The organism is Amycolatopsis sp. NPDC004368 (genome assembly GCF_053602515.1).
This window is the reverse complement of the sequence record NZ_JBSGDT010000010.1, coordinates 60,285-86,081: the sequence shown is the minus strand read 5'-3', so window position 1 is coordinate 86,081 and position 25,797 is coordinate 60,285. Positions and strand designations below refer to the sequence as shown.

At 71.0% G+C, this 25,797-nt stretch carries 23 protein-coding genes and 1 pseudogene; 4 read left to right on the top strand and 20 right to left on the bottom strand.

What is annotated here, in order from left to right; all coding sequences use genetic code 11:
* Positions 1-68: 68 nt before the first annotated feature.
* Positions 69-803 (top strand): FadR/GntR family transcriptional regulator, encoded by a 735-nt coding sequence (locus ACWEOE_RS16975; RefSeq protein ID WP_452009666.1) that lies wholly within the window; start codon positions 69-71, stop codon positions 801-803.
* 147 nt (positions 804-950) lie between these two features.
* The gene (locus ACWEOE_RS16970; protein ID WP_452009664.1) at positions 951-2,195 is read left to right on the top strand and encodes an NAD(P)/FAD-dependent oxidoreductase; all 1,245 of its coding nucleotides are present in this window, start codon (positions 951-953) and stop codon (positions 2,193-2,195) included.
* A 6-nt stretch (positions 2,196-2,201) separates the two neighbouring features.
* Here ACWEOE_RS16970 and ACWEOE_RS16965 read toward each other — a convergent pair whose 3' ends face one another.
* The 4 genes from ACWEOE_RS16965 to ACWEOE_RS16950 are packed head-to-tail and all read right to left on the bottom strand — an operon-like array spanning position 2,202 to position 6,040.
* Positions 2,202-3,188, bottom strand: coding sequence for an ABC transporter substrate-binding protein (locus ACWEOE_RS16965; RefSeq protein ID WP_452009662.1), 987 nt, complete (start codon positions 3,186-3,188; stop codon positions 2,202-2,204).
* Positions 3,189-3,192: 4 nt separating this feature from the next.
* A complete protein-coding gene (locus ACWEOE_RS16960) occupies positions 3,193-4,191 on the bottom strand; it encodes an amidohydrolase family protein (RefSeq protein WP_452009661.1) in 999 nt (332 codons plus the stop codon).
* Positions 4,188-4,898: a 4-carboxy-4-hydroxy-2-oxoadipate aldolase/oxaloacetate decarboxylase gene (locus ACWEOE_RS16955; RefSeq protein ID WP_452009659.1), complete on the bottom strand. Its 711-nt coding sequence runs from the start codon at positions 4,896-4,898 to the stop codon at positions 4,188-4,190. The genes ACWEOE_RS16960 and ACWEOE_RS16955 overlap by 4 nt, the downstream gene beginning before the upstream one ends.
* A complete protein-coding gene (locus tag ACWEOE_RS16950; RefSeq protein ID WP_452009657.1) occupies positions 4,895-6,040 on the bottom strand; it encodes a zinc-dependent alcohol dehydrogenase in 1,146 nt (381 codons plus the stop codon). The genes ACWEOE_RS16955 and ACWEOE_RS16950 overlap by 4 nt, the downstream gene beginning before the upstream one ends.
* Positions 6,041-6,119: 79 nt before the next feature.
* On the opposite strand from ACWEOE_RS16950, the gene ACWEOE_RS16945 reads away from it, so the two are divergent.
* The gene (locus ACWEOE_RS16945) at positions 6,120-7,058 is read left to right on the top strand and encodes an ABC transporter substrate-binding protein (RefSeq protein WP_452009655.1); all 939 of its coding nucleotides are present in this window, start codon (positions 6,120-6,122) and stop codon (positions 7,056-7,058) included.
* Between the two features lie 3 nt (positions 7,059-7,061).
* The gene (locus ACWEOE_RS16940) at positions 7,062-7,502 is read left to right on the top strand and encodes an RpiB/LacA/LacB family sugar-phosphate isomerase (RefSeq protein WP_452009652.1); all 441 of its coding nucleotides are present in this window, start codon (positions 7,062-7,064) and stop codon (positions 7,500-7,502) included.
* Here ACWEOE_RS16940 and ACWEOE_RS16935 read toward each other — a convergent pair.
* The 16 genes and pseudogenes from ACWEOE_RS16935 to thyX all read right to left on the bottom strand — a co-directional run bounded on the left by ACWEOE_RS16935 (position 7,483) and on the right by thyX (position 25,789).
* The gene (locus ACWEOE_RS16935) at positions 7,483-8,064 is read right to left on the bottom strand and encodes a 2,3-bisphosphoglycerate-dependent phosphoglycerate mutase (RefSeq protein ID WP_452009650.1); all 582 of its coding nucleotides are present in this window, start codon (positions 8,062-8,064) and stop codon (positions 7,483-7,485) included. The genes ACWEOE_RS16940 and ACWEOE_RS16935 overlap by 20 nt on opposite strands.
* Positions 8,061-8,915 carry an alpha/beta fold hydrolase gene (locus ACWEOE_RS16930; RefSeq protein WP_452009648.1) on the bottom strand — a complete coding sequence of 285 codons (855 nt, stop codon included), beginning with the start codon at positions 8,913-8,915 and terminating at the stop codon, positions 8,061-8,063. The genes ACWEOE_RS16935 and ACWEOE_RS16930 overlap by 4 nt, the downstream gene beginning before the upstream one ends.
* Positions 8,916-8,926: 11 nt before the next feature.
* Positions 8,927-9,769, bottom strand: coding sequence for a 3-methyl-2-oxobutanoate hydroxymethyltransferase (locus ACWEOE_RS16925; protein ID WP_452009645.1), 843 nt, complete (start codon positions 9,767-9,769; stop codon positions 8,927-8,929).
* On the bottom strand, positions 9,766-10,230 hold the full coding sequence (locus ACWEOE_RS16920; RefSeq protein ID WP_452009642.1) for a hypothetical protein: 465 nt from the start codon (positions 10,228-10,230) through the stop codon (positions 9,766-9,768). Before ACWEOE_RS16920 ends, ACWEOE_RS16925 begins: the two co-directional genes overlap by 4 nt.
* 31 nt (positions 10,231-10,261) lie before the next feature.
* A complete protein-coding gene (locus ACWEOE_RS16915; RefSeq protein ID WP_452009639.1) occupies positions 10,262-11,545 on the bottom strand; it encodes an aromatic ring-hydroxylating dioxygenase subunit alpha in 1,284 nt (427 codons plus the stop codon).
* Positions 11,546-11,640: 95 nt separating this feature from the next.
* Positions 11,641-11,967, bottom strand: a complete 327-nt coding sequence (locus tag ACWEOE_RS16910) for a 2Fe-2S iron-sulfur cluster-binding protein (RefSeq protein ID WP_452009636.1) — start codon at positions 11,965-11,967, stop codon at positions 11,641-11,643.
* A gap of 196 nt (positions 11,968-12,163) precedes the next feature.
* Positions 12,164-12,655 (bottom strand): DUF4913 domain-containing protein, encoded by a 492-nt coding sequence (locus ACWEOE_RS16905; RefSeq protein WP_452009634.1) that lies wholly within the window; start codon positions 12,653-12,655, stop codon positions 12,164-12,166.
* Positions 12,606-16,559, bottom strand: a complete 3,954-nt coding sequence (locus ACWEOE_RS16900) for a trypsin-like serine protease (RefSeq protein WP_452009632.1) — start codon at positions 16,557-16,559, stop codon at positions 12,606-12,608. Before ACWEOE_RS16900 ends, ACWEOE_RS16905 begins: the two co-directional genes overlap by 50 nt.
* Positions 16,560-16,562: 3 nt before the next feature.
* Positions 16,563-16,859, bottom strand: a complete 297-nt coding sequence (locus ACWEOE_RS16895) for a trypco2 family protein (protein WP_452009629.1) — start codon at positions 16,857-16,859, stop codon at positions 16,563-16,565.
* Positions 16,860-16,965: 106 nt separating this feature from the next.
* A complete protein-coding gene (locus ACWEOE_RS16890) occupies positions 16,966-18,528 on the bottom strand; it encodes a VWA domain-containing protein (protein WP_452009627.1) in 1,563 nt (520 codons plus the stop codon).
* Positions 18,529-18,878: 350 nt separating this feature from the next.
* Positions 18,879-20,576 (bottom strand): ribonuclease J, encoded by a 1,698-nt coding sequence (locus tag ACWEOE_RS16885; RefSeq protein ID WP_452009624.1) that lies wholly within the window; start codon positions 20,574-20,576, stop codon positions 18,879-18,881.
* Positions 20,573-21,586 carry a 4-hydroxy-tetrahydrodipicolinate synthase gene (gene dapA / locus ACWEOE_RS16880; RefSeq protein WP_452009621.1) on the bottom strand — a complete coding sequence of 338 codons (1,014 nt, stop codon included), beginning with the start codon at positions 21,584-21,586 and terminating at the stop codon, positions 20,573-20,575. The genes ACWEOE_RS16885 and dapA overlap by 4 nt, the downstream gene beginning before the upstream one ends.
* Before the next feature lie 102 nt (positions 21,587-21,688).
* Positions 21,689-23,179: a protein kinase domain-containing protein gene (locus ACWEOE_RS16875; RefSeq protein WP_452009618.1), complete on the bottom strand. Its 1,491-nt coding sequence runs from the start codon at positions 23,177-23,179 to the stop codon at positions 21,689-21,691.
* 74 nt (positions 23,180-23,253) lie between these two features.
* A pseudogene (locus ACWEOE_RS16870) lies at positions 23,254-24,501 on the bottom strand (Nramp family divalent metal transporter); the annotation flags it as partial.
* 137 nt (positions 24,502-24,638) lie between these two features.
* Complete coding sequence (locus ACWEOE_RS16865) at positions 24,639-25,037, bottom strand: ACT domain-containing protein (RefSeq protein ID WP_452009615.1); 399 nt, start codon at positions 25,035-25,037, stop codon at positions 24,639-24,641.
* On the bottom strand, positions 25,037-25,789 hold the full coding sequence (thyX, locus tag ACWEOE_RS16860) for an FAD-dependent thymidylate synthase (RefSeq protein ID WP_452009612.1): 753 nt from the start codon (positions 25,787-25,789) through the stop codon (positions 25,037-25,039). The genes ACWEOE_RS16865 and thyX overlap by 1 nt, the downstream gene beginning before the upstream one ends.
* Positions 25,790-25,797 lie beyond the last annotated feature (8 nt).

Sequence of the window (25,797 nt, the reverse complement as noted above, 5' to 3'; positions counted from 1 at the left end):
CGTAAGGTCAGACCATTGACTGTTAAACTACGGTGCATTTCCGGCATCGACAACGACGAGGTGGAGACATGGCTGCACAAGGGCGCGGCGAAAAGGACGACCTCTTCAGCCGGGTGAGCACGTCGCGGGTGTCCCAGGTCATCGTGGATCAGATCAAGGTCCTGATCCGCGACGGCTCCCTCGCCCCGGGCGACCGGCTGCCGAGCGAGCGCGACCTGTGCCAGCGCTTCGGCGTGAGCCGCGTCACCGTGCGCGAGGCCCTGCGCGTGCTGGAGGCCACCGGGCTCGTCACCATCCGGGTCGGCGCCCACGGCGGAGCCTTCCTCACCGCGCCCAGCACGGACCGGGTCGGCGAGGGCCTGGCCGACCTGCTCTCGATGTCCGTGCTCACCGCCGGCGAGGTGACCGAGGCCCGCAAGATCGTCGAGATCGGCGCGCTGCCCCTGATCGTGGAGCGCGCGACCGACGAGGACATCGACGCGTTGTTCAAGCTCGTCGAGGAAGGCCAGGCCGCCGTCGACGAGGGCGTGTACACAGTGGACATCTCGGCGCGCTTCCACATCCGGCTGGCCGAGTGCGCCCACAACACCGCCTTGACGATGCTGATCCAGAGTTTCCACGGCCCGCTCCTGATGTCCCTGCGGGAAGCCCGGGAACAGGCCCCGATCATGGGCGCGCGCGGGGTCGGCGAACACCGGGAGCTCGCCGACGCCATCCGCGCCCGCGACCTCGCCGCGGCGCAGCGGGTCATGAGCGAGCACATCGCCCGGACCGCGCAGCGCGTGTCACACGAGGCGGAGTAGCACCGGGCAGTAGGGCCGGGCAGGCCCGCAGCACCCTCGCGAACACCTCTCGCACCCGACGCCGTCTTCCGCTAAGGTCTAATGGACTAGCCAACGGCAGCGTTCGAGGGAACGTTACGGCCGACAGAGTGTCTGGGTGGTGAAGGCATGGCGGTGAAGGGAAGCGGCACCCTGGTGGTGGGCGCGAGCCAGGCGGGCGTGGAGCTGGCCACGTCGCTGCGCAAGCTCGGCGCGTCGGGACCGATCACGTTGCTGGGCGGGGAAACTAGGCTGCCCTACCAGCGCCCGCCGCTGTCCAAGGCGTTCCTCAAGGGGGAGCTGCCCGAGGAGCGGCTGGCCCTGCGGGGCCGGGACTTCTACGACGCCGAGCGGATCGACCTCGTCCGCGGGGAGTGGATCGAGGAGATCACCGTCACCGAGCCCATCCTCGGCAGTGGCTTCGCGGTCACGCGGTCGGGGCGGACGGTGGAGTTCGAACGGCTCGCCCTGACCACCGGCGGCACCCCACGCCGCCTCCGGATCCCTGGGAGCGAGCTCGCCGGCGTCCACTACCTGCGTGACGTCGACGACGCGACGGCGCTGCGGCACGAGCTCGCGGCGGCTCGCGAGGTGGTCGTCGTGGGCGGGGGTTTCGTGGGGCTCGAGGCCGCGGCGGCCGCCACCGCCGCCGGCAAGAACGTGACTGTGGTCGAAGCCGCGGACCGGCTGCTCGCCCGCGCCGTCGCACCGCAGATGTCGGGCTTCTACCTGGCCGCGCACCGGCGGCGCGGCACGGAAGTCGTGCTGTCGACCGGGGTGACCGAGCTCCTCGGCCGCGACCGGGTGACCGGCGTCGGGCTCACCGACGGCCGCACCCTGGCCGCCGACGTGGTGGTCGTCGGGATCGGCCTGGTGCCCCACACCGAGCTCGCGGAGCGGCTCGGCCTCGCGTGCGCCGGCGGGATCGTCGTCGACGAGTCTGCCCGGACCAGCATCCCCAGCGTGGTCGCCGCCGGCGACTGCACGATCCTCGCGCACCCCGACCACGGCACCCTCCGGCTCGAGTCCGTCCCCAACGCCATCGCGCAGGCCAAGACGGCGGCCGCGAGCCTGCTCGGCCTGGCCGCGCCCGCAACCGGCGTCCCGTGGTTCTGGTCCGACCAGGCCGATCTGAAGCTCCAGATCGCCGGGATCAACAGCGGCTACGACGAAACCGTGCTGCGCGGCGATCCCGGCAGCGAACGGTTCTCGCTCTTCTACTACCGCGCCGGCCGCCTCGTCGCGATCGACGCCGTGAACGCGCCCCGCGACTACATGGCCGTGCGCAAGCTCCTCGAAGCCGGCCGCACCGTCCCGCCGGACGTCGCGGCCGACACCGAGGTGGCGCTGAAGGAACTCCTGCGCGCGGCGTGAGCCTCCTCAGATGACGAAGGACTCCGTGGACTCCGGCGCGAACAGTTCCTCCGCGGAGCGCAGGCGCGAGGAGAGCCCCTGTTCGTGGTGGTAGCGCAGGAACACGTCGAGCACGTGCCGGTTGGCCTCGAGCCCGTAGGACCAGTAGTCGGGGCCGAGCAGGCTCCGCGCGTCCTCCAGGTGCTGGTTCAGCCACGGCTCCATGAACCGCAGGGCCGAGGCGTCGTAGATCCGGGCGTACGCCTCGTTCTTGGCCACGGTGAGCGCTTTCGTCAGCGACTGCGCGACCCACGGGTGCCGCTCGTAGACCTCGCGGCGCAGGGCGACCACATGCATGATCGGGAAGATCCCGGTGTCCGCGTAGTACTGCTTCTCGGCCGCGACGGTGTCGGGGAACAGGCGGGCGACCCGGCCGTCGCCGGTGCCGTACGAGCTCGGGATCCGCGGGCTCTGCAAGGCGTCGATCTCGCCGGTGGCGAGCATGTCCGCCAGGGTCCGCCCGGCCGGGATCGACTGGACGTCGAAGCGGGTCGAGACGGCGCCCTTCTCGATCCGCCCCGGCGTTTCCTGGCCACCGGTGAGGTAGGTGACCGAGTCGAGCGGCACGGCGTACGCGTCGGCGAGGATGCCGCGGATCCAGACGCCGGCGGTGAGCTGGAACTCGGGTGTGCCGACGCGTTTGCCGACGAGGTCGGCCGGCTTCTCGATGCCCGCGGCGGTGTTCACGAAGATGCCGCCGTGGCGGAACATCCGCGAGGTGAACACCGGCAGCGCGACGAACGGCGCCGGGTCGCGGTCCAGCGAGGCGACGTAGGTCGAGAGCGACATCTCCGACGCGTCGAACTCGCCGTGGCGCAGCATGCGGAAGAACGTCTCCTCGACCGGGAGCCGCAGGTACGTCAGGTCGATGCCGTCGGGCCGGATCGACCCGTCCTCGAGGGCGCGCGTGCGGTCGTAGTCGCCACAGGCGAACGTGAGGTGCAGCCGGCTCATCGGATCACCTTTCCGAGGCGGCGAGCCGCCGGTCGAGCCCGGGGTAGACCCGGAGGGCGTTGTGTTCGTACACGGCCGCCGAGTCCTCGGCGGTCAGGCCGGCGCGGTCGACGTACTGTTTGGTGTCGTCCCATTCGACGCCGGTTTCCGGGTCGGCGCCGCGGACCGCGCCGAGCATCTCGGAGGCGAAGAGCAGGTTCTGCGCGGGCAACACCTTCAGCAGGAGATCGACGCCGGGCTGGTGGTACACGCAGGTGTCGAAGAAGACGTTGCGCAGCAGCTCGGCCGGGTCGGGCCAGCCGTTGCGCATCGCCAGGCCCCGGTAGCGGCCCCAGTGGTAGGGCACCGCTCCCCCGCCGTGCGGGATCACCAGGCGCAGACCGGGAAAGCGGTCGAACAGTTTCGACTGCAGCAGCTGCACGAACACGCTGGTGTCGGCGTTGAGGTAGTGCGCGCCGAGGGTGTGGAAGTTCGGGTTGCACGCCGTCGAGACGTGCACCATGGCGGGCACGTCGAGCTCGGTCAGGACCTCGTAGAGCGGGAACCACGACTCGTCGGTCAGCGGTTTGCCCGCCCAGGTGCCGGACGGGTCCGGGTTGAGGTTGACGCCCACGAAGCCGAGCTCTTCCACGGTGCGGCGAATCTCGCCGATGACGCCGCCGGTGTTGCCCTCCGGGGTCTGCGGCAGCTGCGCGACCGGGGCGAAGTGCTCGGGGTAGAGCTCGGCGACGCGGTGCACGAGGTCGTTGGACGCCCGCGCCCAGGCGTCCGCGACACCGGCGTCCTCGACGTGGTGTTCCATGCCGGAGGCCTTGGGAGAGAACAGCATCAGGTCGCCGCCGCGGTCGCGCAGCACCCGCAGCTGGTTGCCTTCGACGCTCGCGCGCAGCTCGTCGTCGCTCACCGGCGCCAGTGTCGGCCGCCCGCCGGCCAGCTGGGCGTCGCGGAACTGTTTCAACGCGGGTGGTGCGGTCGTGTAGTGGCCGTGGATGTCGATGATCACTTCGCGCGCACCTCCTTGAGGTACTCGTCGTGCTCCACGTACCGCAAACCCTTGCGCGCCAGGCGCTCGCGCATCGAGTTGACGTCGAGACCCAGCTCGCCCGCCGCGTAGCGCGCCCGCAGCCTGGCCTCTTTTTCCTCGCGGGCAACGGAAGCCGCGAGGACGTCGGCTGCGTCGGCGCGGCGCACGACCACCACGCCGTCGTCGTCGGCGACGATCACGTCACCCGGCTCGACGAGGCGGCCACCGCAGACGACCGGGGTGTTCACCGAGCCGAGCGTCTCCTTGACCGTGCCCTCGGCCGACACGGCGCGCGACCACACGGGGAACGACAGCTCGCGCAGCTCGGCGATGTCGCGGCAGCCGGCGTCGATGACCAGGCCGCGCACCCCGCGCGCCTTGAGCGAGGTCGCCAGCAGCTCCCCGAAGTACCCCGCGTCCGACGGCGAGGTCGGCGCCACGACCACCACGTCGCCGGGCCGGCACTGCTCCACGGCCACGTGGATCATCCAGTTGTCGCACGGAGCCACGCTCACCGTCACCGCGGTGCCGGCCACGTGCGCACCCGGGTAGATCGGGTTCAGCGACGACGTCATCAAGCCGGTGCGGCCCTGCGCTTCGTGAATCGTGGCGACCCCGAACCGGCCCAGGCCGTCGCGGGTCTCCGGGCCGGTCCGGGGCGGGTTGGTGACGACGATCCCGCTCATCGCACGACCGCCCCACCGGTCCGGCCGACCAGCGACGGCATCAGGGAGATGTGGATCGCGTCCTCGTCGGTCTCGCCGGCGAGCACGCGGATGGCGTGATCGACCTGGTCGATGCCGTAGCGGTGGGTCGCGAGCTTCTCCAGCGGGAAGCGGCGCGAGGCGAGCTGGTCGACGGCGAGCTCGCAGGCGCGGAACGAGTGCCCGCGCGCGGACTTGATCGTGATCGCCTTCTCGGTGACCTTCTTGACCGGGAAATCCGGAAACGCGGCCAGCTCCCCCTGGATGAGCAGCGTGCCTTCGCGGCGCTTGAGCACGTCGACACCGAGCAGCACCGGCGCCGTGCCCGCGCGCGAGGTGCAGTCGAGCACGAAATCGACGCCTCGGCCGCCGGTGAGGTCCATGACCTTCTCGCGCGGGTCTTCGGTGAGCACGTCGATGACCTCGTCGGCGCCGAGCTCCTTGGCCAGGTCGAAGCGGTGCTTGTCGCGCGTGGTCCCGGAGACCAGGATCTGGGCGGCGCCGGCGGTCTTGGCCGCGACCAGCTGCGCGAGACCCTGCTGGCCCGGGCCCTGGATCAGCACGGTGTCGGCGTACCCGACCCCGGCCGTGAGCAGCGCCCACTCGATGCCGTTGGAGAGCGGCATGACCATGCCGGCGAGTTCCGGCGTGACCGTGTCGGGAATCCTGTGCAGCACCGAGTTCCACGGCAGGTACATGTATTCGCTGAACCCGCCCCACAGCGTGCCCGGGTTTTCCGCGGACGTGTACCCGAACCGCCGGCCGTCCGGGTTGGTCCGCCAGTCCGTCGCCTCGCAGTGCCGGTACTCACCGAGGCGGCACCATTCGCAGTTGAAGCAGCCGACGTAGTGCTCCACGAACACCCGGTCGCCCTCGGACAACCCGTGGCGCTGCTTGAAGCGCGACCCGGCCTGCGCGATGACCCCGACGTTCTCGTGGCCCATGATCACCCGGCCCTGGATCACCACGGGCGGGCTGGCATACATCTTCACGTCCGTCCCGCAGATCCCCGCGACCTCCACCTGCAACAGGGCGGAATCCTCGTCGATCGACGGAAGCTCGAACTCCTGCATCTCCGTCGTACCCGCCGCGACGCGGACGGCCGCCTGCACAGTCTGGACCATCGAATCTCCCTCGTTGGCAGAATGGACAGCCCAATATACCATCGGCGAGGTAGTCCACCATGACGAAGCGAGGAGCCGCATGGCCGAGCACCTGCTGACCGTGACGCGTACCCAGGGCAACAACCGCGCACTGAAGGACGGCGAGGTCGTCCCCGCAGGTTTCCCCTTGGCGTTCAAGGAAGAACCGGTCCTCGTGCACGGGTTCCGGCGGATGGTCCGCGAGCTCGCCTACGACGTCTGCGAGATGGCGCTCACGACCTACCTCACCGCGCGCGAGCACGGCGTGCGCTTCACCGCCCTGCCCGTCTTCCTGGTCCGCGGGTTCCACCACGGCACCATCCTCGTGCGGAAGGACTCCGGTATCACCGAACCCCGGGATCTGACGGGGAAACGCGTCGGCGTGAACCGCGGGTACACGGTCACCACCGGCGTGTGGGCACGCGCGATCCTGGCGCTGGAACACGGCCTCGACCTGGACTCGGTGACCTGGGTCCTCAGCGGTGACGAGCACGTGGAGTCCTACCGCCCGCCCGCGAACGTCGAGCCGGCCGGGCCGGGCGAGAAGCTCGACAAAATGCTGCTGGCCGGGGAACTCGACGCGGTCGTCAACACGGGAGTGGACTCCCCCGACGTCGTCCCGCTGATCGCCGATCCCGACGAAGCCGGGTTCACGGCGTTGCGCGAACGCGGGTTCTACCCGATCAACCACCTCGTTGTCGTCAAGGACGAGGTGCTCGACGCACACCCGGGCGTCGCGAAGGCCGTGTTCGACGCCTTCGCCGAGTCGAAGCGGCGCTACGTCGAGCAGTTGCGCACGGGGGTCGTCGGGACCGCCGACGACCGGCTGTACGCCCGGGTCATGGCCGAGACGGGCACCGACCCGCTCCCGTACGGCATCGAACCCAACCGCGCGATCCTCGAGCTGCTCGCCGAACAGGCGGCGGCACAACACATCCTGACGAAACCGGTGGACGTCGACTCGATGTTCGCGCCCGCGACCCGCGACCTGGTGGGCTGAGCCGTGCGGATCGCGATCGCCGCCGACCACCACGGCGTGAACCTCAAGCAGCGCCTCACGACCTGGCTCACCGCCCACGGTCACGAGGTGGACGACCGCGGCTCGCACAGCGCCACGGACACCGTCGACTACCCGCCGCTGTGCGCCGACGTGAGCCGGCGGGTCTCCGACGGCCGCGCGGACGCCGGCCTCGTGCTCGGTGGCAGCGGCCAGGGTGAGGTCATCGCCTGCAACAAGATCCGCGGCATCCGCGCGGGGCTCGGGCACACCCCGTTCATGGTGGAGATCTCGCGCGGCAACAACAACGCCAACATGCTCGTGATCGGCACCAAGGTCATCTCGGACGACGAAGCCGAACGACTGCTCGAACTCTGGCTCTCGACCCCGTTCAAGGGCGGGCGGCACCAGGACCGGATCGACCAGATCAGCGCGCTGGAAGCCTGAGCTCCGGCCGGAGCGGGACGGCGGTCGGCACCTCGGCGCCGATCGCCTCCCGCAGGTCCAGCCCGCTCACGTGGGCCAGCAGCATGCGCAGGGAGTTGCCGTGCGCGACCACGAGCACCGAGCGGCCCGATTCCAGCAACGGCAACAACTCTTCGAGCCAATACGGCCGCAGCCGCTCGTGCAGCATCTCCAGGCTTTCGCCGCCCGGCGGCACGCCATCCGGCGACCGCCGCCAGCACGCGACCGCTTCGGCACCGAACCGTGCTCGCGCCTCGGCCCGCCCGATCCCTTGCAGGACACCGTAGTGCCGCTCGACCAGCGCGGGGTGGTACACCGTGGCGACGGTCGGCGCGAGCACGCTCCGCACGATCGCGGCGGTGTCGGCGGCCCGGGCCAGGGGCGAGGAGTACACGACGTCCGGCACCCAGCCGGCCAGGCCTTCCGCGGCAGCACGCGCTTCGCCGACGCCGGCCGAGGTCAGCGGGACGTCGAGGTGCCCGGCGAACAGGTCCCCCGCGTTGGCGGTGCTCTCGCCGTGACGCAGCAGGACGAGCCGAGTCACCGGTCGTGCCCGCGCAGGAATTCGAGGACCCGCGCGGGCGCGGTCGCGGCTGTCTGCTCGTCGACCGGCACGTCCCAGTACTCGTGCACCGGCAGGCACTCCTGGAGGTAGCGCGCGGCCGACGGCGCGTGCGAGGCGTCCTGCCCCGGCACGATCAACGCGGGCACGTCACACGTCATCAGATCCTCGGGCTCCACCCCCGGAACCGTGTCGCGGTCGAAGAGGCCGCGCACGGAACCCGTCGCGAGCAGGTCGTACCGCTTCGGGTCGAAGGCCGCGTACTCCTTCGCGAAAGTCTCGTCGCTGCGCAGGACCGCGGCCCACGGGCCCACCCGCGGGTCCTTGCTGAAGCCGGCGCTCGTCGAGCGGGCCAGGTCGACGACCGCCGGGAGTCCGTGTTCGGCGACGAAGGCGAGGTGCTGCACGAACCGGCGGTGCTGCGCCATCCGGTAGCGCGGCCCGCCGGCCGGTGAGAACAACACCGTGCTGCGCACGCGCTCGGGTGCCGCGACGGCGAGCGCGGCCGCCGTCGAGCAGCCGACGCAGCCGCCCATGGTGTGCGCCGCGTCGATCCCGAGGTGGTCGAGCAGCGCGAGCGCCTGGCGCACGTAGACCGGCCACTCCAGCCGCTCGATCCGGCCACCCGAGCGCCCCGACTCGCGCCGGTCGAAAACGACGCAGGTGTACTCCGGTGCGAACGCGTCGAGGAAACCGAGTTCACGGTAGCGCCCGAAGCTCGTCCAGTTGTCCAAACCGGAATCGAAGCCGCCGGGGCTGAACATCAGCAGCGGCGGCCCGTCGCCGACGGTCTCGTACCGCGTGGCGATCCCGTCCAGCACGACCACGGGCATGCTCGTACCCCTCAGTTCTGTGCTTCGGTTCCGGGCACCTTGATGCCCCCGCGGATCTGCCTGCCCCCGCGGATGTCCGCGGCGCAGTCGGTCAGGGCGTCGAACACGATCCGCGCGACGTTGGCATACGTGTCGGGCTCTTTGTCGACGTTCGCGGCGTTGTAGCCGATGGCCGCCGTCGCCATGCGGATCCGCCCGTCGAGCCACGGCCCGCCGCCGAACCCGCCGAGCACCGGGATCGACACGGCCTCGACCACCGCCGGCCCGACGACCGGCCCGGAGTTGGTGAAGTTGAGCGCCACCGCACCCGCCGATTCGAGCCGCTCGGCCTCGGCGACCAGCTCGTCGAGCATCCCGTCGGGCACCTGCGCGACGCTGGCCGCCGAGTACTCGATCCCGTACTTGAGCGCGGTCTGCGGCGTGATCCCGAACTGCGCGAACACCGGAATGCCCGCCCGGGTCACGGCCTCGACCGCCTCCGGGAAGTCGGCCGCGCCGTCGAGCTTCACCAGGTCGACCCCGGCTTCCTTGACCAGCCGGATCGCCGCGTCGACGGCACTGGCCGCGCCCTGCTGCAGCGGGCCGAACGGGAAGTCACAGCTGAGCAGCGCCCGCGTCACACCCCGCCGGGCCGCCTTCGCGACCACGAGCACCTCGTCGAAGGTGATCTCCAGCGGGTGCGGCTGCCCCCAGAGGTTGACGCCGACCGTGTCGCCGACCGACACGATGTCCACGCCGACCCGGTCGGCGATGCGCGCCATCTGGTAGTCCCAGGCGACGACGGACACGCTCTTCTCGCCGCGCGCCTTCATCGCCTGCAGGGCCGGGATGGTCATCTTGGTTTCGCCGCTCATGCGCGTGTCGCCCTCAGCAGTTCGACCAGGTCGTCCTCTTCGGCCGGCACCAGCAGGATCCGGGCGTGCGGCCGCAGCGAGAACAACGCCTCGTTGGCCACCTGGTCCGGGGTCGCGACCAGACCGGCCGTCATGATGCCGCGCACCGTGCAGGCCGCGCCGATGGTGGCCGCCGCATCCGCGTTCTCGCCGGTGGTCGAGACCAGGATGACGGTGTTGCTGTCGCGCAGTTCGTCGACGAGCGCCACCTTCGCACCCGCCATGGTGACCAGCTCGTCGCCGGTGCCGGAGACCGAGTAGAACCGCGCCTGCGCCCACTGCAGCCCCGACGCCCGCTCGACGATGCCCTTGGCCACCTCGTCGAGCGCCACCACCCGCGTGTTGCGGGCGGCCGACAGCGGGTAGTCGATCCGGAAAGCCGCTTCCTCAGCGGTCGCCGCCCGCGCGCAGCTGCTGACCAAACCCCTGTGCACCACGTCGTTGCCCGCCGTCTCAGACCGTCGTCTGCGGGACGCCGGGTTTGGCGACCATCGCCTCACCGATGCCGTCCACAAAGGACTGATCGGCGGGCAGCACGACGGCGACCGAGCGCACCTTCTGGTCCTGCGGGCGGTTGCCGACCGGCTCCACGCCGTCCTCGGCCAGCGCGAGCGCGGCCTTGCGCAGCTTCTGGCGCGCCTTGATGATGCCGGCGTCGGTGGCCACCAGGCGTTCCTTGGTCCGGTCGACGATCGGCCCCATCGACTCCTGCAACGAGGAGTCCTGCAACGCGATGCCCTTGATGCCCGAGTAGGTCTCGCCACGCCGCTGGGCGTCGCGGTCCATCAGGTAGTCGTTGTCCTTGTTCGCCAGCGGCCGGTAGTTCTCGTCGTTCGCGCTGTGCACCCCCAGCCCGGCCCGCATGGCCGACACCTCGTCGCTGTCCAGCTGACGCGTCGGGTGGTAGTCGAAGCTCCAGGCCCAGCAGTTCTCGTCGTCGATCGGCACCCAGAAGTGGCCGTGCATCGGGTGGTCGGCGCGCGGCGGGACCATCGTGAAGTTCGGCAGCACCCACGGCGTCACGCGCCAGTAGTAGTGCCCCTCCTCCGCGCTGCGGCGAGCGGCGATGAGCAGCCCGCCCTCGTAGTCGACGACCTCGAAGAACGGCTTGAGGTCCGCCCGGTTGTAGGCGTTTCCCTTGGAGCCCTTGAAAAGCGGGTCGCTGTCGAGGCTGCCCGAGTGCAGGAACGTGACGTGGCTGGAGTCGATGCCGCCTTCGAGCGCCTGCAGCCAGTTGCATTCCTGAAAGCGCTTCGACGTGAACGCCTGCCCCTCCGGAACGGTCACGAACTCCCACTCCGGCAGCGGCGGCTGCGCCTCCGGGTCGCCGAAGTAGGCCCACAGCACGTCGCCGCGCTTGATCATCGGGTAGGACTTCAGCTTGACGTTGGCGCAGAAGTTGCTGGTCTCGGGCTCGCTCGGGACCTCGATCGCCTGACCGGTGTAGTCGTACTTCCAGCCGTGGTACGGGCAGCGCAGGCCGCCGTTCTCGTTGCGGCCGAACCAGAGCGAGACGCCGCGGTGCGCGCAAAACTCGTCCATCAGGCCGTAACGGCCCTCCGAGTCCCGGAACGCGATCAGCCGCTCCGAGAGGATCTTGACCCGCACCGGCGGGCAGTCGTTCGACGGCAGCTCCTCGGCCAGCAGAACGGGCTGCCAGAAGCGCCGGAACAGGGCGCCCATCTTGGTGCCCGGCCCGGTCTGCGTCAGCAGTTCGTTGATCTCTGTTCGGAGCACGCTGAAGTCCTTTCACACCGGCGATCACGAAGACGCTATAGGATTGAATATCAGACCATTGAACCACTGGCAATGGCGAGTTCCCCGCGTCGAGGTCAGACGACCTGCTCGCCGGGCACGTCGACGGTGAGCCCGTCGAGCTCCGACGTCACCTCGATCTGGCACGACAGCCGGCTGCCCGCCCGCCGGTCCCCCACCGCGAGATCGAGGAGGTCGTCCTCCATGTCACCGACCTCGCCGACCTGGTCCCGGTACTCGTCGCGCACCCACACGTGGCACGTGCCGCACGAAAGGCAGCCCCCGCATTCGCCGATGATCCCCGGCACCCCCGCGCGCACGGCCGCGCTCATGACGCTCTCGCCGACGGAGGCGTCGACCGCCCGCTCCGCGCCGGTGTCGTCGACGTACACGACCTTCGGCATGTCCACTCCTAGGCGCTGACTAATGGACTTACCAATATACCGGTTCACCTGCACGGCGCAAGACGCCAAGAGACTGCCGCCGGGACAGCGCTGGGGGTGGGCGAACAGGTGCGGCCGCACCGCACCGGTCGAATCCGGATGCGGGGCCGAGGAAAGGGGCCGGCTCGGCCCGCACACCGCGGGCCGAGCCGAGCCGTCAGTCGAGCGAGAGCGGATGCCCGCCCAGCGGGTCGCCTTCCGTGCGCTGGTCGTAGAACAGCCCCTCCGGCGGCGTCATGACGGGCAGCGGTTCGACGTGGTGGTGGCCGTCGACGCACGACGCGAACGGTCCGGTGACCGGGTCCAGCAGCACGCGCATGTTCGGGTCGGCGTGGTGCAGCCACCACGCCGACATGCCCAACCCCGGGTCGAGCCGCAGGTTCTCCCAAGCGCGCCAGATCGAGTCCAGGCGGGACAACGCCTCCGCGTGCCGGTACCACTCGGGGCACCACACCGACCCGGATTGCGAAAGCGGCCGCGCGTACAGATAAACCAGGCGCTCGGTCACGAACTCGTTGACGTTGCCGTAGAACAACTTCGCCGACCCGTCACGGGCTTTTTCTTCTTCGAGAATGTCGTTGGCCGACTTGTCCGCGTCGTCATCGGGTAGCGAGCCCACGGTATCCATCTCCTCGTCGGTGTTCGACATCGACCGCCTCCCAGTGCCGTCCCAGGCGTTTCAGAATTTCCGCGAGCAGTGTGACGGATTCGTTCAACAGGCCCTGGTCCCGGATGTTCCCGGAATCGTCGACCCCTTCTCGGTAGAGTGCGACCGCGCGTCCCGCCGACTGCTCGGCCAGCATGGCCTTCCCCCAAGCCGACTCCGGTGAATACCGATCGAGGCGGGCACACAAATTCGCCGCACGGGCGAGTCGATGAAACAAGAAGGCCTGGACATCCGTAGGTGAACCGCGCACGGCTGCTCGGCACCGCCGCTGCGCTTCGAGGACAGCCTCCCAGGCATCATCCCCCCGGCCTGTCGTCGCCCGGGACTCCGCCGCACGGAGCAAGGCGTGGCACAGCCACAGGTCGGCACGGTCCTCACCGTCGGCGAGCAATTCGCGCCGTACCGAGATCTCGTGCTCGACGATCGGAACGGCATCCGCGAACTGCCCGGTCATGATCAGCGCTCGCGACAGGTATGCGCACGTGTCCGCCAGCCGCATCCTGTGGGCCGGGTTCCGCGACGCCAGCGACGTCCATCGACGAAGTGCCTCACGAAGAGGTGCCACGGCGCGGCCGACGGTGGAGGCGCGCGACGTGTAGCCCAACCCGAGATCGAGCAGCGCCAGCGCCAGCGACTCGGTCACCCATTCCTCGGCGTCGGTGACCCGGCGGTAGTGCGCGATGGCCTGGCGCCACCGGGTCCGTGCCTGTGCGGTCCGATCGTAGTTCGCCAGCACGTCCGCTTGATCGTGCAACGCGCCCGCGTAATACGCCGTGTAGACCTCAGGCGCATGGTCCGTCAGCTTGCGAAACTCGGTGATGGCCCGGTCCAGGGCCGTGACCGCGTCGGCGGGTCGCCGCAGTCCGAAATACGCCCAGGCGAGATCGAGGGTGATGTCCGCGCGCACCTTGATCGCGCCGGGGCTGAGCCCGCCGAGAGCCCGGTCGGTGATCCGGTGAGCTTCGGCAAAGGTGTCCAATGCTTCTGGGAAACGCTCGGCGTCCCGGTGAATACGGCCGCGTATCTGCAGGGAGTGAGCGTGGTTGGTGATCGCTGTTCCCACGCCCGCCTCACGCGCACGCAGTTCGATCGCCCGGCCGATCGAGTCCAGCGCACCGTCGAGTTCCCGGTTTGCGCGTTGGTCGCAGGCGAGGTTGTGCCACAGTTGGGACAGCGGGCGCTCGTGCACTGCGGGCAGGTCCTCGGACAGGGGCTCGAGCAGAGCCATCGCCTCCCGCGTCAACTGCATCCTTCGGTCCCGGTCGTCATCCTCCAGCGACACCGATAAACCCAGCAGCGCGTCGGCGAGATCCGCGTTCCAGGCGTCCGGGTTCTGCGCGGCCAGCGACCGCGCCGCCGCCTCTGCCTGCTTGCTCGGGATCGAGGTCTCCGTGAACTTGCTCGACCGCCACAGGTTCGAGCTGTGTTCGTCGAGCGCCTTGGCGAGCAAGTCGGGAGCCAGTTCGGGATCCGCGTCGACGACTTCCCTCGCGAGTTCCACGGCCTCCGCGGCGTAGCCGACCGACCGGGCTCGGTCGGTGTAGGCGATGTCCTCGATCCCGAGCTGCCACAGCACCGGCGACAGGGTGATCAGCGTTCGCGCCAGGCCCACCTTGTACGGCAAGGAATCCACGCCGCTGGACGACGCGATCAAGGTGCGGGAAATGGTCAGCGCCTCACTGCCCGCTTGGTAGGCCACCTGCCGATCCCCGGCCAGACGCGCCGCCTCGGAGAGCGCGACCAGCGATTCGGCGTGCGCGGCGCGATCGGCGGTCGACCCGGCCGAGTCCGCCCACACCGCACGGATCTTCGCCGCCTCGTCGGACGCCTGCACGGCCGCCGCCCAGTTGCCCACCGCGGCATGGCGCCGGCCCAGGTTCTGCAGTGCCGCGGCGTAGTCGCGGGAAGACGAGCCGTCGGCGGCCTCGGTCAGGTCGCGCAGCCGCACCGCGACGTCGAGGGCGTAGTCGCGCAGCACGTGCGACTTCTCCGGGAGGGCGTCCGAGTGCGCGCGCATCATCGCGGCCGTCAACGGAGCGTCCGGCGAAGGCCGAGCGAGTACCGTGCGCAGCGCCACGACGATGCCGGCGGCCTGCTCCGCGCGCCCGTCGTTGGCGTGGGCGACCGCCGCGCGAGCCAGCACCGTCAGCGTGTTCGTGCGCTGCTCGTCCGTCGCGCCGGTGAACAGGCTCGGCAGGAACTCCTCGTCCGCCAGGACCTCGGTGCTCGCGAGGAACTCCGCGAGCCGGTCCGGTTCCAGCTGACCCCAGTAGCGCTCGGCCGGAGGCGGGTACAGATCGCGCACCAGCCGCACCACCTCTTCGACGGTCGTGGGCGTGTCCCGGGGCAACGCCCGTGCGATGGTCTGCTCGGACTCCGTCCGGGTGCGGGTGGGGCACAGCACCGCGGCCGCGACCGCCCGGGTGAGGATCGGGCCCGCCCGCCTGCCGAGGTCGGACTCGGCCGCACGCGCGCGCCAGTACCGGTTTTCGTGGTACAGCAGCTCGTCTTCGACCGAGTCGTCGCTCGCCAGGTCCTGGCCGTCCAGCCCGTGGCGCAGGAGCGCGGCGAGGGCGCCCATCTCGACCTTCAACGCGGTCTCGCCTCGCGTCGACGCCGGCGGGGCCACCAGGTCCGCCGCGATGCGCGACCACTCGACCCCGTCGCACCCGTCGACCGCCGGCAGGTGGCGGGCCAGTCCTAGCGCGATCTCGCGGAACCAGCCCCCGTCTTCGCCGAGCGCCCGCAGCCTGGTCTCGGTCCGCACGCGGAGCTCGGCGGTCCGCTCCCACTCACCGCGGGCCCGGGCGAGCAACAGCAACCGCACCGGGCGCGTGGCCCCGCCCGCCCAGGCCGAAAGATTCCGAAGCAGCTCCGGCTGGGTCTCGGCGTAGTCGACGATCAGCAGCGCGGGTTCCTGGACGCCGGCCAGGGTTTCGCCGACTTTCGCGTCGCGCCGGACCAGGCCGGCGACCCAGCCGCGCCGACGCATCCGCCTCGCCAGCTCGCGCGCGAGCCGGGTCTTGCCCTGACCGCCGGGACCGGTGACGGCGTGCACGCTGAAGCGGCTGCGGTCCAGGCACCAGCTCGTCAGTTCGTCGAGCTCGGCGGCACGGCCCCGGAAGGGCACGGCCTCGGCGTCCGGACGCAGCACCATGCTCGGCGCGGCGAACTCCCGGCGCGGCGGCGCGGGCTCCAGCAGGTGGCGGAACTCGACCGCCTCGAGGTCGACCGGCCCACCCGTTTCCGCTTCGACGAGCGCGACGAATTCGGGATCCTGCAAGAGCTTGCGCACCCGCGTCGCGTAGAGTCGCCGGTTCCCGTGGTCGTTGTCGTCCTGGACCACGATGCCCACGAGCAGCTCGCCGCAGAAGACGGCCGCGCCGGAGATGCCGCTCCACTCGTGCCCTGCGCGGACATCGGGCGACGCACCCTGGTGCAGCACGTAGGTGCCGTTCGGGCCCGAGGACAGCGGATCCAGCCGGCCGCCGAGCTGCTCGACGGAACGGACGTTGTCGTCGTAGACGGCGAAGTCCGGGTAACCGACACCGGAGTACTCGCGGCTCGCGTTCGTGACCGGCGCGCCCCAGCGAACCCCGGGCCGCCACGGCACCGGGCTCGCGAGCCTGAGCAAAGCGACGTCGACGTCCGCGCTCTGCCAGCAGACCGTCGCCTCGGACCGGTGCAGCGACGCCTCGTCGTCGACGTGGCCCACCCTGACCTTGATCACGTCCGCGGAGCCCCCGGGCTCACCGCCGGCCCGCCGGCCGAAGACGACGTGCCGCGCCGTGATCACCAGGGACGGCCCGATCAGGTACCCGGAGCCGACGCTCGTGCTGCGCGCACCGCTGCCGACCCGGATGTCGACGAGGCTCGTCCGCTGCACCGGCTACTCCATGCCGAAACTCTTGCCGCTGGCGACTTCCGCGCGTTGGCCGCCGAGCGCCGCGTCCTTCACGTTGAGCTTGAGCTTGACCTTGTGGCTGCTCGCGCTCGATCCCTTCGCGTCCCCGCCGACGACCTTGAAATCGACCTTCCCGGTCTTCTCCCGCCGCGCTTCGACGAGCAGTTCGACTTCGACTTCCAGCACCTCGAACCGGAACTGGTGGTTCTGCCCGGCGTCCTGCGCCAGCCCCAGCTGGTCGCGCAGGTGCTCGATGGCCTCGGCCAACCCGATCTCGTCCAAGCCGTCCTCCCCCTCGGATCGCCGGTGCCCCCACGGCATGACGACGACGTTCGTCCCAGGTGGTTATAGCAGACAGATCTCCGCCGAAGCCGCCCGACAGCCGCGCTCAACGGCGGGTGAGCTGCGCGAGCGCCGCGTAGAAAACCTCGCCGATCTTCGTCGGGTCGCGGGTCACGTAGGCGCCGCCACCCGTGATCGCGGTGATGGCGGACAGTTCACCCTGGTCTGCGGTCGGCCCGATGCCGATGGCGATCACCGGCAACGGGTGCGCCGGGTCGGCCAGCCGGGTGAGCCCGGCCAGGAACGCTTCGCGGGTGAGGCCGGCGGAGTCCTCGTTGCGGCCGTCGGTCATCACGATCACCACGTTGAGCACGCCCGGCCGCCAGTCGCGCCGGGCGGAGCCGTAGAGGTCGAGCACGGTGTCGTACAGGCCGGTGCCCGCGCCGGGGATGGCGCGCACCGCGGCCAGCCGCGCCAGGTCGCCTTCGGTGAGGTGCTGGGTGACGAGCGCGAGCGGCAGCACCTCACGGTAGTCCTTCGCGCCGTCCAGCCGCGTGGCGAACTCCCAGACCCGCAGCTGCGTCGACGGCCGGAACAAGCGCAGTGCCTGCTGCGCCGCGGCGACGGTCACCTGCATCCGGTTCAGGTTCGTCCCCGGCACGCGCGCCTGCATCGACCCCGAGACGTCCAGCAGCACCTCCACCCGAGCGTCGAGGTTCACGCCCGCCCACTGCGTGAGCAGCACCCCCAGATCCGCCGCAGACGGCAGGGGCGCGCTGCGCTGCGCGGCCGCCGTGACGTGGGGGTCGTCCGCGTGGCCGGCCAGCGCCCGCCCGGGCACGCGCAACCCGGCCTGTTCGACGGCCCGCCCGGTCAGCACCGCTTGCTGCAGCGCGTCGATTGCCGCGCTCTGCTCGGCGCTCGCCCCGCTCAGCCGCGCGAACGGGTAGTCCAGCGCGGGCGTGCCCGGCGAGTACACGGCCACCAGCGGCGCCGACGGTGTCTCGGCGTTGTGCCGCACCACCGCGCTCTCCGCGGCCGGGTACGCCGTCGCTCCCCCGGCGCCGCCCACCGTGAACCGCCGCAGCACCGCGGCGAACGCCCCCGCCGGATCGGGCGCGGCGCCCACCGCGTCGCGCAGGCCGACCAGCGCCGCGGTGCCGACGGGGTCGCGCACCGGATCCGGCGTGGTCAGCACGGCACCCGGGGCGTCGACGACGTCCGTCCAGGTCGGCGCACGCCCTGGCCAGCCGAGGCCGCGCGCGGCACCGTCGGTCACGGCGAGCACCACCGGCGAGCTCGCCACCGACGGCCCCGAGTCCGGCACGTCCGTCGCGCCGAGCTGCCGGGCCCGGAGCAACGCGATCGTCGACTCCGGCACCCACACCTGACCGCGGTCGCCGGCAAGCGGGTCGAAGTCCGCGGTGGCGCGGGGCCGGATCTCGTACGTCCGGCACGAGGTCGTCAGGCCCTGCTTCGAAATACCCCGCGCGGCCGCGGACAGCACCGGGGCGACCTCGGGGGAAGCGGTCACGAGCACGTGCGCCGCGGTGCAGCGGCGCTCCAGCGCGGCCGCGGTCCACACGGCGCCGCCGAGCACGAGCAGCACGCAGACAGCCAGCACCACCGGCAGCCGGCTGCGTTTCCGTACCGTCGAATGACGCCCCATCGGCGCGGCCCTCCTGCTCACCGCAGGTTAACTCCGGTGCGGCCCGGTGCCGTAGGACGAACGGCGTAAAGCCGGGCTCGTCCTACAGAGGGAGCCGGGACCCACCTCACGCGGGATGTGCCGGAGCGCGCGGAGCGCGACCATGGGTGCCACGACGAGAAAAGGGGGCAGCCGTGAGCACACCGACCAGGACCGAGCAGCGCAAGGCCCGCAACGCACTCGCCCGTCAGGGGGCCGTCGTCGCCTTCGCGTTGCTCATCGCCGTCATCACCCGCTGATCGGACACGAATAAACCGCCGCCGCTCCCCTGAAAAACCGGGCAGCGGCGGCGGTTCGTGAAACCGGTGAACTCAGACCGGGATGACCGTCGGCACGATCATCGGCCGACGCCGGTAGGTGTCGGCGACCCAGCGCCCGACGACCCGACGCACCGCTTGCGCGATGCGGTGGGTGTCGGTGATGCCCTCGGCCTCCGTGCGCGCCAGCTCCATCTCCACGAGCGGCACCACGGTGTCGAGCGCCTTCGGGTCGTCGGAGAAGCCGCGGCCGGACACCGTCGGGCTGCTCATCGCGCGGCCCGTGCTGGAGTCGACGGCGACGCTGATCGAGATGAACCCGCCCTCGCCCAGCACCAGCCGGTCGGACAGGGTCGACTCGCCGACGTCTCCCACCGACAAGCCGTCCACGTACACGTGGCCCACTTCGACGCGCCCGGTCCGCGAGGCCTTGCCGTCAACGAGGTCCACGACCACGCCGTCCTCGGCGATCACCACGTTCTGCGGCGACACGCCCGTGCGGATGGCCAGTTCGCCGTTGGCCCGCAGGTGCTTCCACTCGCCGTGCACCGGCATCACGTTGCTCGGGCGCACCGCGTTGTACAGGTAGAGCAGCTCACCGGCCGACGCGTGGCCGGACACGTGGACCTTGGCGTTGCCCTGGTGCACGACGTTGGCGCCGAGCCGGGTCAAGCCGTTGACCACGCCGAACACGGCGGTCTCGTTGCCGGGGATCATCGAGCTGGCCAGCACCACGGTGTCGCCGGCGCGGATCGAGATCTGCCGGTGCTCGCCGCGCGCCATGCGCGAGAGCGCCGAGAGCGGCTCGCCCTGCGAACCGGTCGACACGAACAGCACCTTGCTCTCCGGGAGGGTGCTGGCCTGGTCGAGGTCGACGAGCAGGCCCTCGGGCACGTCCAGCAGGCCCAGCTCGGCCGCGATGCCCATGTTGCGGACCATCGAGCGGCCCACGAACGCCACGCGGCGGCCGTGGCGCTCGGCCGCGACCAGCACCTGCTGCACGCGGTGCACGTGGCTCGCGAAACACGCGACGATCACCCGCTGGTCGACCTTGCGGATCACGTCGTCGAGCACCGGGCCGATGTCGGTCTCCGGCATCACGAAGCCCGGCACCTCGGCGTTGGTCGAGTCGACGCAGAACAGGTCCACGCCCTCGTCGCCCAGGCGCGAGAAGCCCGCGAGGTCGGTGAGGCGGCCGTCGAGCGGCAGCTGGTCGAGCTTGATGTCACCGGTGTGCAGCACGACCCCGGCCGGCGTGCGGATGGCGACCGCGAGCGCGTCGGGGATCGAGTGGTTCACGGCGAAGAACTCGAGGTCGAACGCGCCGACCTTGCGCCGCTCGCCTTCGCGCACCTCGATGAGGTTGGGCCGCTGGCGGTGCTCCTTGGCCTTGGCCGCGAGCAGCGCGTTGGTGAAGCGCGAGCCGTAGATCGGCACGTCGGGCCGCAGGCGCAGCAGGAACGGCACGGCGCCGATGTGGTCCTCGTGCCCGTGGGTGAGCACGAGGCCGTCGATGTCGTCGAGCCGCTCCTCGATCGCGCGGAAATCGGGCAGGATCAGGTCGACGCCCGGCTGGTCGTCCTCCGGGAAGAGCACGCCGCAGTCGACGATCAGCAGCCGGCCGTCGAACTCGAAGACGGTCATGTTGCGTCCGACCTCGCCGATGCCGCCCAGCGCGACGACGCGCAGGGCGCCTTCGGGCAGGGCGGGCGGGAGGTTCGTGGGTCCGGGTCCGGGGGGAAGTGAGCTCACCGGGGCAAGGTCCCAACGCTGGTGTGTGAGGTGGGGGCGACGTAGGCCGCCTGGGAATCCGCTTGTGCCACCCGTGCACCATGCCAGTCTCCGGCCCCGCTGTCGCCCAGCGGCACGCCGCCCTGGGCCAGATCGGCGGCGATCAGGGCACTTTGCTCCTCGGTGGCGGGCACCACGGGCAGCCGCGGGTCGCCGATGTCGAACCCGCGCAGCCGCAGCGACGCCTTGGCGAACGCGACGCCGCCGACGCGCGACATCGCCCGCATCACCGGCAGCATGCCGCGGTGGTTGGTGCGCGCGGTGGACGTGTCACCGCTCTCGTAGGCCTCGATCATCGCGCGGATCCGCCCGGCCACCACGTGGCCGATCACGCTGACCACACCGACGCCGCCGACGGAGATCCACGGCAGGTTCAGGCCGTCGTCACCCGAGTAGTAGGCAAGCTGCGTGTTGGCGATGACCTCGGAGCCGGCGATCAGGTCACCCTTGGCGTCCTTCACCGCCGCGATCCGCGGGTGCTCGGCCAGCCGCAGCAGCGTGTCGACCTCGATGGGCACGATCGAGCGCGGCGGGATGTCGTAGAGCATCACCGGCAGGTCGGTGACATCCGCGACCGTGGTGAAGTGCGCGAACAGGCCGGCCTGGCTGGGGCGCGAGTAGTACGGCGTGACCACGAGCAGGCCGTGGGCGCCCGCCTCGGCGGCGGCACGGGCCTGCTCGACGCTGTGCGCCGTGTTGTTGGTGCCGGCGCCCGCCACCACGGTGGCGCGGTCGCCGACGGCCTCGACGACGGCGCGGACCAGGGTCGCCTTCTCGTCGTCGCTCGTGGTGGGGCTCTCGCCGGTGGTGCCGTTGACGACCAGCCCGTCGTTGCCCAGCTCCACGAGGTGCTCGGCGAGCTCCTGGGCCCGCTTCAGGTCCAGCGCGCCGTCGCGGTCGAAGGGCGTGGCCATGGCGGTGAGCACGCGGCCGAACGGACGTCCGGGCGCTGCGGTGGGTGGAGTGGACATGGTGTTGACGGTACCTCGTCGAACGGGTGAACCCGGGCCCGACCTGGTGAAGATCGGAGATTTTCCCGGGTACGCGGGCGCCGGGCGGAACTTCTCGCGCGGTTACTTGACCTTGGTGGTGATCTGCGCCGGGATCTGGGCGTTGCCGGGCTTGGCGAACACGCAGAAGAAGTCCCGGCTCGGCTGGCTGTAGTCGTTGGGCGGGGCGAGCTCCCACTGCTTCTGGGTGGGCACGATCGCCTGGTAGGTCAGGCCCGCCCGCTGGGCCTCCGGCACCACCGAGGAGTGGAACGACGCCGCGCAGCGCGCCTCGGCGAGCCTGGACACCGCCTCGAGCCCGGGGTAGGCCGCGAGCTTCGCGTCGTCACTGCTGAAATTCTCGGTCGGCAGCACGTCGCCGACGTCGTAGACCTCGAGGGTGTGGCTCTTGTCGCACGTCGCGCTGTTGTCGTCGCTGATCACGACGCCTTGCTGCACCGCCGCGTTGAAGCAGCGGTAGGACACGCCGATCTCCGCCTTGAGGAAACCGTCGGGACCGTAGGTGACGGTGGGTTGCAGCTGCGGGTCGACCTTCGGCGTCCACACGGGTTTGCCGAGGAAGAACCCGCCGACCAGTGCCGCGACGATGAGCACGGCCGCGCCGGTGAGCCACCAGCCGCGGCGCGAGTTCCCGGCAGGCGACGCGGCCGGGCGCGTGGGCATCGTGACGCCGGTGGGCGCGGTGCTGCCCGACGGCGGGGTGGGCGGCTGGCCGGCGGCGGTGGCGAGCAGGGTGCGGGCCTGCGGGGCGGTGAGCCGGGCCTGCGGTTTGGCCACCAGGAGCCCCAGGATCGCCGCGGCGAGCGGACCCTGGCCGCGCGTGAGGTACGGGACCTCGGTCATGATCGCGTGCAGCGTCGCGGCCGTGGTGGCGCGCTCGAATGCGACGACGCCCTCCACGGCGAAGAACAGCGTGGCGCCCAGCGACCACAGGTCCGACTCGGGCATGGCCTCGCGGCCCTCGACGCGTTCGGGTGCCATGAACGCGGGCGAGCCCACGATCACGCCGCTCGTGGTGAGGCGCGGGTCGTCGATCGCGTGCGCGATGCCGAAATCGGTGAGCTTCACGCGACCGTCGGGCGCCACCATGATGTTGGCGGGCTTCACGTCCCGGTGCACGATCCCGGCGGCGTGCGCGGCCTGCAGCGCGGCGAGCACGCGGTCGCCGATCACCGCGACGTGCGCGGCCGGCATCGGCCCCTGGCTCCGCACCAGGTCGGCCAGCGTCGGCGCCTCGACGAGCTCCATCACGATGAAGGTGGCGCCGTGGTCGGTGACCACGTCGTAGACCGTGACCACGGCGGGGTCGTTGAGCCGGCCACCCGTGCGCACCTCGCGCAGCACCCGTTCGGAGAAGACCGCCTGGCTTTCGGCGTCCGGCAGGTGCAGCTCCTTGACCGCCACCTGGCGGCCGATCACCTGGTCCTGCGCCCGCCACACCACGCCCATGCCACCGCGGCCGAGCTCGCCCAGCAGCAGGTACCGGCCGGCGACGAGCCGCGGCCCGGGCGCCGGACGGGTCGGGTCGTACGGGCGCGTCTGTTCGTCGGTCACTGGGCCGGGCTCCTCGTTCGGGGTCGCGCAGATGCTAGTCGGACCGCGCGAGGAGCAGGCCGGTTCCGCCGGGTTCAGCCCGTGACGGTGAGGTAGATCAGCGCGATGTTGAGCGTGATGATCACGGCCGCGACGCACCAGGCCACCACCGTCGTCGCGCGGCGGTTCACGTCCTCGCCCATGAGCTGCTCGTCGGACGTCAGGCGGATCAGCGGCACGAGCGCGAACGGGATGCCGAACGACAGCACCACCTGCGACACCACGAGCGCGGCACTCGGGTCGGCGCCCAGTGCGAGCACGAGGATCGCCGGGGTGAGCGTGACGAGCCGGCGCACGAGGATCGGGAACCTCTTGCGCAGCAGGCCCTGCATGATCATGGCTCCGGCGTAGGCACCGACCGAGGTGGACGCCAGGCCCGAGGCCAGCAGCCCGATCGCGAACAACAGCGCGACCGCGGGGCCGAGCGCGGCGGCGACGGCACTGTGCGCGCCCTCGATGGAGTCGACGCCGGGCAGGCCCTGCAGGTTGGTGGCGGCGAGCAGGAGCATGCCGAGGTTGACCGCGCCCGCGAGCAGCATCGCGAAACCGACGTCGTAGCGCGTGGCGCGCAGCAGCCGGCGGCGCTTCTCGGGCGCAGGCGTGCCGTGGCGGTCGCGGACGAGGCCGGAGTGCAGGTACACCGCGTGCGGCATCACCGTGGCGCCGAGCATCGCGGCGGCGATGAGCACGCTGTCGGTGCCGTCGAAGCGCGGCAGCAGCCCGCTCGCGACCCCCGCCGCCGAGGGTGGTTCCACGAACAGGCTCGCCAGGAAGCCGATGGCGATCACGGCGAGCAGGCCCGTGACGACGCGCTCGAACGTGCGCTGGCCGCCGCGGTCCTGCACCGCGAGCAAGGTCAACGACACGAACCCGGTGATCACACCACCCACCAGGAGCGGCAAGTCGAACAGCAGGTACAGCGCGATGGCGCCGCCGACGACCTCGGCCAGGTCCGTCGCCACGGCGACCACCTCGGCCTGCACCCAGTACGCGAGCCGAGCCGAGCGCGGCAGCCGTTCGCGCAGTGCCTCGGGCAACGAGCGCCCGGTGACCAGGCCGAGCTTCGCCGACAGGTACTGCACCAGCACGGCCATCAGGTTGGCCGCGACGATGACCCACACCAGCAGGTACCCGAACCGCGCGCCCGCGCTGATGTTCGACGCGACGTTGCCCGGGTCCACGTACGCCACCGCGGCGACGAACGCCGGGCCCAGCAGCGCCGAGCCCGCGCGCAGGCGGGCGAGGCGCCCCCGCGGCCGGACCGCTTCCGCCACCGCCATGTCGTCACCCTCCGCCTGTCGGGTATCCCAACTCGAAGTTTAGGCATGCCGAACTTTCGGAAGCAAGGTGTGTTCGGCCACGGCACCGGCGCTGTGCCCGATTGGACGACGGCCGGCGCTCGACGATTCGGCCCGGCGGTTCAGGCGGGGAGGCCGACCTCGTGGCCGGCGTCGCGGAACGCCTTCACGGCCCGATCGAGCTCGGCGGCGCGCACGAGGATGTGGTCGGTGTCGAAAGTGGACAGTGAGAACAGCGCTACCCCGGCCGCGGCGAGTTCCGAGGCCAGCGCCGAGATCACACCGGTGAGCGTGAACTCGAGCGGCCCGCGCACGCTCATCAGCCGCCAGCCGTGCTCGACGACACCACCCGAGGGCTCGCGGCCGGTCGGGCAGATCACCGAAAGCTCTTCCGGCGTGCGGGTGACGGACACGAGCGTGGGTCCGGCGGGGTCGAGCAGGTCCGCGGGCACGGGGGCGTCGGCGGGCAGGCGCACCACGGAGTAGTCGCCCGGGCGGACGTCGATCGCGAGTCGTTTCATCAGCCTTCGAGCACCTTCGGACTCGTGGCGACCTCGGTGCCGTCGGGCAGGGTCGAGATGGTGAAGTCCGCGAACACGTTGCTCGCGGCCTTTTGCAGTTCCCGCAGGCATTCGATGGCGAGCTCGCGGATCTCCACGTCGGCGTGCTCAGTGGCGCGCATGGCCACGAAGTGGCGCCAGGCGCGGTAGTTGCCGGTGACGACGATGCGGGTCTCGGTGGCGTTCGGCAGCACCGCACGGGCGGCCTGGCGGGCCTGCTTGCGGCGCAGGGTGGCGGTGGGCGAATCGGCGAACTTGTCCTCGAGGCCGGCGAGCAGTTCGGTGTAGGCGTCGACGCTGGCCTGCGTGGCCCGGACGAATTTCTCGTGCAGCCCGGGGTCGTTCGCGATCACGTCGGGCTCGACGAACGCGGCGTCGCGCTCGGGGACGTAGCGCTGCGAGAGCTGCGAGTAGGAGAAGTGGCGGTGGCGGATCAGCTCGTGGGTGAGCGAGCGCGAGATACCGGTGATGTAGAAGCTCACGGATCCGTGCTCCAGCACCGAAAGGTGCCCGACCTCGATGATGTGGTCGAGGTAGCCGGCGTTGGTGGCCGTCCTCGGGTTCGGCTTCTGCCACGACTGGTAGCAGGCACGGCCGGCGAACTCGGCCAGCGCCTGGCCCCCGTCGGCGTCCGTCGACCACGGCACGTCCTCCGGCGGGGAGAACTCCGTCTTCCCGACCAGCTGCACCCTGGGCGACACGGTCTCGACCACGTCGGCAC

What these genes read in the sequence shown, in the direction of transcription:
- ACWEOE_RS16975 (WP_452009666.1), top strand. Translation starts at nt 69, where the DNA reads ATGGCTGCACAAGGGCGCGGCGAAAAGGACGACCTCTTCAGCCGGGTG.
- ACWEOE_RS16970 (WP_452009664.1), top strand. Translation starts at nt 951, where the DNA reads ATGGCGGTGAAGGGAAGCGGCACCCTGGTGGTGGGCGCGAGCCAGGCG.
- ACWEOE_RS16965 (WP_452009662.1), bottom strand. Translation starts at nt 3,188, where the DNA reads ATGAGCCGGCTGCACCTCACGTTCGCCTGTGGCGACTACGACCGCACG.
- ACWEOE_RS16955 (WP_452009659.1), bottom strand. Translation starts at nt 4,898, where the DNA reads ATGAGCGGGATCGTCGTCACCAACCCGCCCCGGACCGGCCCGGAGACC.
- ACWEOE_RS16950 (WP_452009657.1), bottom strand. Translation starts at nt 6,040, where the DNA reads ATGGTCCAGACTGTGCAGGCGGCCGTCCGCGTCGCGGCGGGTACGACG.
- ACWEOE_RS16945 (WP_452009655.1), top strand. Translation starts at nt 6,120, where the DNA reads ATGGCCGAGCACCTGCTGACCGTGACGCGTACCCAGGGCAACAACCGC.
- ACWEOE_RS16930 (WP_452009648.1), bottom strand. Translation starts at nt 8,915, where the DNA reads ATGCCCGTGGTCGTGCTGGACGGGATCGCCACGCGGTACGAGACCGTC.
- ACWEOE_RS16925 (WP_452009645.1), bottom strand. Translation starts at nt 9,769, where the DNA reads ATGAGCGGCGAAACCAAGATGACCATCCCGGCCCTGCAGGCGATGAAG.
- ACWEOE_RS16910 (WP_452009636.1), bottom strand. Translation starts at nt 11,967, where the DNA reads ATGCCGAAGGTCGTGTACGTCGACGACACCGGCGCGGAGCGGGCGGTC.
- ACWEOE_RS16905 (WP_452009634.1), bottom strand. Translation starts at nt 12,655, where the DNA reads ATGTCGAACACCGACGAGGAGATGGATACCGTGGGCTCGCTACCCGAT.
- ACWEOE_RS16890 (WP_452009627.1), bottom strand. Translation starts at nt 18,528, where the DNA reads ATGGGGCGTCATTCGACGGTACGGAAACGCAGCCGGCTGCCGGTGGTG.
- dapA (WP_452009621.1), bottom strand. Translation starts at nt 21,586, where the DNA reads ATGTCCACTCCACCCACCGCAGCGCCCGGACGTCCGTTCGGCCGCGTG.
- ACWEOE_RS16865 (WP_452009615.1), bottom strand. Translation starts at nt 25,037, where the DNA reads ATGAAACGACTCGCGATCGACGTCCGCCCGGGCGACTACTCCGTGGTG.